4 protein-coding genes and 1 pseudogene are annotated in these 6,224 nt (G+C 70.4%); all 5 read right to left on the minus strand.

Translation table 11 applies throughout. The annotated features are described in order from the left end of the window. Positions 1 to 24 precede the first annotated feature (24 nt). On the minus strand, positions 25 to 456 hold the full coding sequence (locus tag ACFU7Y_RS37955; RefSeq protein WP_380771083.1) for a hypothetical protein: 432 nt from the start codon (positions 454 to 456) through the stop codon (positions 25 to 27). Beyond that, on the minus strand, positions 453 to 2,543 hold the full coding sequence (locus ACFU7Y_RS37960) for a hypothetical protein (protein WP_380771085.1): 2,091 nt from the start codon (positions 2,541 to 2,543) through the stop codon (positions 453 to 455). Before ACFU7Y_RS37960 ends, ACFU7Y_RS37955 begins: the two co-directional genes overlap by 4 nt. Beyond that, positions 2,540 to 4,396 (minus strand): hypothetical protein, encoded by a 1,857-nt coding sequence (locus ACFU7Y_RS37965; protein ID WP_380771086.1) that lies wholly within the window; start codon positions 4,394 to 4,396, stop codon positions 2,540 to 2,542. The genes ACFU7Y_RS37960 and ACFU7Y_RS37965 overlap by 4 nt, the downstream gene beginning before the upstream one ends. Beyond that, a complete protein-coding gene (locus ACFU7Y_RS37970; protein WP_380771087.1) occupies positions 4,393 to 5,772 on the minus strand; it encodes a tyrosine-type recombinase/integrase in 1,380 nt (459 codons plus the stop codon). Before ACFU7Y_RS37970 ends, ACFU7Y_RS37965 begins: the two co-directional genes overlap by 4 nt. A gap of 106 nt (positions 5,773 to 5,878) precedes the next feature. Further along, positions 5,879 to 6,224, minus strand: a pseudogene (locus ACFU7Y_RS37975) (hypothetical protein); the annotation flags it as partial.

The raw sequence follows: 6,224 nt of genomic DNA on the forward strand, positions 1-6,224 counted from the left end.
GAAGGTGGACCAGCCCGAGAAGCACTATTTTCTTTCCGCCACCTTACGCGACACCCGAGGCATTACAGAAAGTGTTCCTCCGGATGCAAGCGCGTCTCTGAGTGAGATATTTTCCAAAGTCAAAGCCTGAACGTGCTGGGCAAGAATATCGACCGATCGACGAAGGCTCTGGATCTCCTCGTGCCGTGCCCGTCTGGCCTCGCGCAGTTCGCCCTTGAGTTCGCGGATTTGCTCGCGCAGCGTCGCCGGGACATCCGGTCCGCTGGTCCGCTCCTCAATCTTCTGCCGGAAGCGTTCGAGGATCTCGCCAGCCCGGTAGGCCGTTGCCCGGCTCACGCCGGCTTCCCGGGCCAGCGCGGCGACGGTCAGACTGCCGTCGCTTCGGTCCGGCTCACCGGCCAGGAGCCGCGCCATCGCGGCCTCCAGCGCCGCGACCGCCTGCTCGGTGACGCTCATCCGGTCCCCTCCCCGGCCTGCTCGTGCATGCGCCGCATCTGGTCGATCTGCTGTTGCAGCGCGATCCTCTGCGGGGCGGTGATGGGGCGGATCGCCAGCAACTGCCGGGCGTCGGCAATCACGGACCCGATCGCGCCTCGGTGCCGTGGCAGCACGCACGAGTTCGGGCACTTGGCCGGCTGGCAGTGGTTCATCACCGGTTCGGCGTCCCCCTCGGCGCCCGGCCTGCGGGTCAGACAGAGCGCGGTGGACGCCTCGAAGTAGCAGTCGTTGAGCACGCCGGGGTAGTAGGTCCGCGCCGGTCCGACCAGCATCGACCGCAGCCGCGCGGTGTCGACCACCTTGCCGGGGAAGTCCCCGAGCTCCTCACGGATGCGGCCGAATTCCGCCGTCAGGCGCGCGGGCAGCCTGACCCCTGCCTTGAAGTCCTCGTACTGGTCGAGGAAGTGCTCCAGCTGGGCGAGCTGCCGTTCCGTCTCTACCTCCGCGCGGAACCCGGAGACCGAGCTGCCCGCGTAGCCTTCGAACATCGCGACCTTGAGGTGCTTGTACTGGACCTTTCCAGCAACCGCCCCGTAGGGCTGGCGGGCGATGTGCCAGGACACTGTCCGCCGGAACTGGCGGGTGGTGAAGCGCCAGGGCTCGCCGTCGACCAGCGGGATCGGGTCGTGGGGCCGGACCTGCCCCAGCCGGTCCCGCAGCACGTTCAGCTGGTCGTTGATCGTGGTCCCGATGCCCTCGTTGCGCGTGCCGAAGCCGTGCCGGTAGAAGATCCGGTCACAAACCGTCAGGGCCTCCATCACCGCGATGGCCTCGGCGACCGGCTCGATCACCACCCAGGTGTCTTCCTCGCCGACGGCCTCCCGGCCCTTGAAGACCCGGCTGCGGACCTTGTGCCGCTCGATCACCCCGTCCGGGGACGGTTCGGTGAAGTGGCATCCCGGCTTGAGGGACTGCGTCTCGGAGTCGCGCATCCCGGACAGGTAGGCCGTGACGACGTAGCTGGCCGCCACCAGCATCCGGGTCTCCCAGAGCAGGGACTTGTGCTCGAACCTGCTCCGCCAGGGCATGCCGGTCACCGGGTCGGCGCTGATCTGCGTCTCCATCCCTCCTGGCTCCAGGCCGAGTTCGGCCACGGCCTCGCGGAGCATGGCGACGGTAGCGTCTTGGTCCAGAGCGGCCTTGCCGACCCGGCAGAGCTCGGCGATCAGCGCGCGGTTGACGCCCCCGTCGTCCTTGAGCACCCGGCCTCGGATGGCCGGGATATCCGGCCGGGCAGGCAGGCCCCGGCCCTGCCGGCGCCGCTCGTCGATGAACACGGCGAGCTTGCGGCGGGTGTCGCCCTTAGCGACGCCCGCGTGCCCCTCCAGCGGCCGACGGAGCCGCTCCTGCTCGGCCAGCGCCGCAAGGATGTCCTTCGAGGCGATCTGGACGTAGAACAGCGAGCCCCGCAGGTAGGGCGCCAGCACCTGCGGCGGAACCCGCGGGGTCGCGTTCTCCTGAGACCTGCTGCCGGCCACCAGCCGGGACGGGCGCCCGTCCCACGGAATCCGCTCCAGCCAGTCGAACGTCATCGACGTCCGGCAGCGGAACAGCAAGGTCAGGAACCACTTCAGCCGGCCCCGCTCCTGCGGCCGGTGCTGGGGCTTGGTCCGGCCGTGTTCGACCCGGTGGTCCAAGAACGCTTCCAGCACCGCGTCGTCCGTAATCTCCCGAAGCCTCACGCCGGGGTGGAACTCCTCCAGGTAGTCGAACAGGCCCCGCAGCTCGCGAACCTCACGGGTCACTGTCGGCGGCGCCGGCAGCTTCGTGCAGCCCTCGGTAATCTCGGTCAGCCTCGCGTAGGCGAACTCCTTCGCGGTCAGCCGCCAGACGGGGTCGGCGATCTTGTCGAACAGCATGGCCGCCTGGCCGCGGTGGTGGTTGGGCAGGTGGTAGGCGGGCGAGAGGTCCCAGTAGTCCTCGGCGAAGACAGGCCCAGGGCCAGCGTCGGCCTTCAGTACCCGGCCCCGCAGGACGAGCGCGTCGGGGTTGACGTGCGCAGAGAGCGGGCTGACGCACGCCGGGACGTCGGTGTTCTGGTTCACTGGCGGCTTCCGATCCCGCCCAGCAGGGGCGGCAGCTTCTCCAGGGGGCGGGTGGCCTCGGCGACCGCGCGGGCCTCGGCGATCACGGCGTCGGGGAATGCGGGCAGGATCTGGGTCAAGATCCGTCTGCGGGTGCGGCCGTGGGCGGCGGCAAACGCCTCGGCCGGCATGCCCAGGCGCTGTTCCTCCAGGTGGTCCAGGTAGGCGAGAACGGCCGGCAGCTTGCGCGAGGTGATCACGGCGTTCGAGCAGTCCAGGCAGCTCCAGAACGGCACCGGGCATGCCTGTCCCGCCACCCCGTGCGGGGAGTTGAAGAAGTCCCGGCAGGACGACAGCCACAGATCCATCTCGCCGTCCAGCAGCCGCACCGCCTCGTCCTCGCCGGTTTCAAGCACCTCGGCGGCGGCCTGCGGGTTGGCCTTCAGCTCGGCCTCCCGCTCGGGGTCGAGCACGGTCAGCCGTACCGCTTCCTCCAGGGCCTGCGTCAGCCCGTCCGCGACCGCCTGCTCGTGCAGCGGGCGAAGCGCCGGGATGTCCGCATAGTGGGCCGCGGCCACCTCCGTCGAATGGCCCCGGGCCAGCAGTGGCAGCTGACCGCGGGTCAGCCGGTAGAACTCGGCCTTGTAGGTCTTGCGCAGGCGCCGGTAGTGGATCGTCAACGGCTCCCCGCCCTCCTCGGCGATGCCGTAAGTGCCGCAGAACCTCTGGGAGTTGTAGGCGTTGGTGAAGTTCGAACTCGCCCTGATCTCGGGAGAGGTCGAGCTCAGCAGGTAGATCCACAACCACTCGCGGTCCCCCTCCGGTGCATGGACCCGCGCCCGCTGGGTCAACCTGAGCACCAGCCGCACCAGGCCGCCCGGGGTGCCCGTGCCTCCGTCGCGCACCCGCATGCGGTTCCATTCCGTGCCGTGGCGCCGGCGCTTGAGGTACTCGATCTCGACGTAGCCCCGGGTCGGGTTCTTCAGGCAGTCCGCCCGCAGCGACTTCGCGCTCTCCGGCTCCAACCCCGTGGTCAGGATCAGCAGCGTGAACAGCGGGACCAGGTCCCCAGCGCCAGGGAAGAGCCCCCAGTGGCGCTCCAGCGCGCCGCCCTTCCAGGAGGCTGCCGTGCCGGCTGCCCGCAGGGCCTCGCGAGACATCGGCCCGAAGCGGTCCAGGTGCCAGACGAAGTTCTCCCGGCGCGACCATCCGCCGACTGCCGGGTCCTCTCCGACCGCGAGCAGGGCGTCCGCGTCGGTGGTCAGGCGCTTCACCGACGCGCGGATCGACTCCCGGCATGCCTGCCGCAGCGCTTCGGCCGTCTTCGGATCGTAGGCGTCCAACGGTCGGCTCTGAGCGGGCCGTGGCTGGCGTCCCACGAACATCAGCCGGTCGTGCAGCGCGACGCTGACCTCCTCCGGCGTCACGTCCCGGATCTCCCGCAGCAGCGTCACCGCCTGAAGCAGCAACGCATAGGCGGTCCGCCGGGTCGGCAGCGTCTCGTAGAGCCAGGACTCGAAGTCGTCCAAGTCCTCGGCCGTGGCCTGCCGCAGCGTCCACTGCTCCGGCCGCTCAACCCGGCCAGCCAGGAACTCGTCCAGCTTCCGGGTCGCATGCAGGTAGGCGTGCGCCGTTCCCGGGCTGGCGATCCGGCGCCCGACCCCGGCCAACGAGCGCATCGTGGCGGCCAGCTGCCGTACCAGTTTCAGGCAGACCGCCGCCGACAGGTTGATCGTGGCGCCCCGCCGGCGGCCGGGAAAGTGCAGCTCGAACACCAGCGGGTGCACCTCCTCCAGCGAGCCCGGCACGACCACCGGCCCGGACGACACCTGCTCGGGGAAGACCGCCCTGCGTGATCGCTTCAGCTCGCTCACCACGCACCCGCCAACGCCACCAGGTCATCCATGTCCGCTTCCTCCATGCGGCCGGCCAGCTCGGCCACCGCCTCGTCGATGAGTTCCTGGGCCTCCGCCAGGGAGTCCAGGTAGATGTAGGTCGAGGTGATGTGGCTGTGCCCCAACAATCGCTGCAAGATCGCCAACGGATCGCCCATCACCCGCCGGTAGACGCTCATCCGCAGGTCAGGCTCCCCCGAGCGCATCGCGGCGATCTGACCGCGGACCAGCTGCGTGAGCATGTGAACCGCGAAGGTGTGCCGGCAGGTATGCGGCGAGCAGTCGACCACCACCCCGGCCGCCGCCGCCCGCTCGCAGGCCCGCGCGAAGGCGTACTCCCACGAGTTCAGCGCCATCGGAGTGCCGCGCTCGCTCAACCACAGCGCCAGCGGCCCCAGCCGCCGGCCGCCTGCGTCGACCTCCATCAGCGCCATCCGCTCCGCGGGCGCCAAGTCCGCCCACCGCACCGGAACCCATCCCACCGCCATCCGCAGCCGCCCGCCCAACGGCCCCGTCTCTCGGACCTCCAGCCAGTCCCCGCCCGACCAGCCGCCCCGCGCGGCCACCCGGGCCAGCGTCAGCGCCCGCTCGACCTCGATGTAGTCGGCCGCCCGCCGCAGCCACCGCTGCGGCATCCGCACCGCCCGGCCCTTGTCGCCCTTCGTCGTCAGCGGCGCCAGATCGTGCCGTGCCGACCTCGCCCCCGGCTCCGGCCGCAGCCGGACGATCTCCGGCAGCAGCAGGCTGCCGCCCTCCTCCAGCCGGACCCCGGTGGTCACCAGCAGCTCGGCGAACGCCGCGTTCCTCGCGCCGCACCGCAACCGGCACCCAGGGGTCTCGCTGCCGTCCAATCGCCGACCGAGCAGCCCGACGTCCCGGAAGACCGCGTAACGCTCCATCGACAGGAACTTCACCGCCGAGCCGCCGGCGGCCTTCTCCCGCACCTCCGCGACCAGCACGCCGCCCCGCTGCCCGGGAACCCGCACCTGCCGGTAGGAGAACGGCGCCGCCGGCACCAGCCGCCTCTCCACCGCCCAGCTGTAGAACTTCTCCAGCGCCGCCGCCGAGCGGTTCCACGTACCCGCCGACACCCGGAACGGCGGCTGCGACAGGCGCCGGGCCGCGTAGAACGCATCGAAGTCCTCCCGATCTGCCTCCCAGACCGACCGACCACGGTGATCCCGCAGGAACCGGCCCCAGATCGCCAGATCCCTCGCGTACCCCTCCCAGCTCTGCGCGGCGGGACACCCCAGCATCGGCAGTGATCGGAAGAACCGGTTCAACTCGACGTCGTACGAGCCGTCCACGTCCAGCAGGAACGGCATCCGCTCGGGAACCGGAACCCGATCCAGCACCGAGACCAGGTCATTTGAAACATCCGAGGGGTCCTGTAGCAGAACCCGTTGAGTGAAGAACACCTCCATAAACACGGAAAGTAGCGTCTCAGATGCACTCAGTGCATCACTGTGACACTGTTGCACTGCCCGGATAAACCCCGGGATCGTCCAGGTCCAGCCCGAGCAGCAGCACCCCTCCGCGCCGGCCCAGCCCGGAGCAGCGGGCGGCCTGGTCGTCCCCGACCAGGACCAGGGAGGCCCCCTCCCAGAGGTCCCGCGTCGGCGGCGCACCGCCCCGGACCAGCCTCGGCTCGGTGCCCGCCGCCGCGCAGATCCGCAGCAGGTGCTCGGCAAGGCCCTCGTCCTGGGTGACGACGAGCGGCCCGGCGACCGCGGGCCCATCGGCGGTGATGTGGTCGGCGATCGGCGTCGACATGGTTTCTCCCCTCCGCGCCGCTGGCCACCGGGGG

The organism is Kitasatospora sp. NPDC057542 (assembly GCF_042801945.1).
In the GTDB taxonomy this organism is placed as follows: domain Bacteria; phylum Actinomycetota; class Actinomycetes; order Streptomycetales; family Streptomycetaceae; genus Kitasatospora.

Bases quoted from the DNA above. Each gene is read 5' to 3' on its own strand.
- ACFU7Y_RS37955 (WP_380771083.1), bottom strand. From the start codon at position 456: ATGAGCGTCACCGAGCAGGCGGTCGCGGCGCTGGAGGCCGCGATGGCG.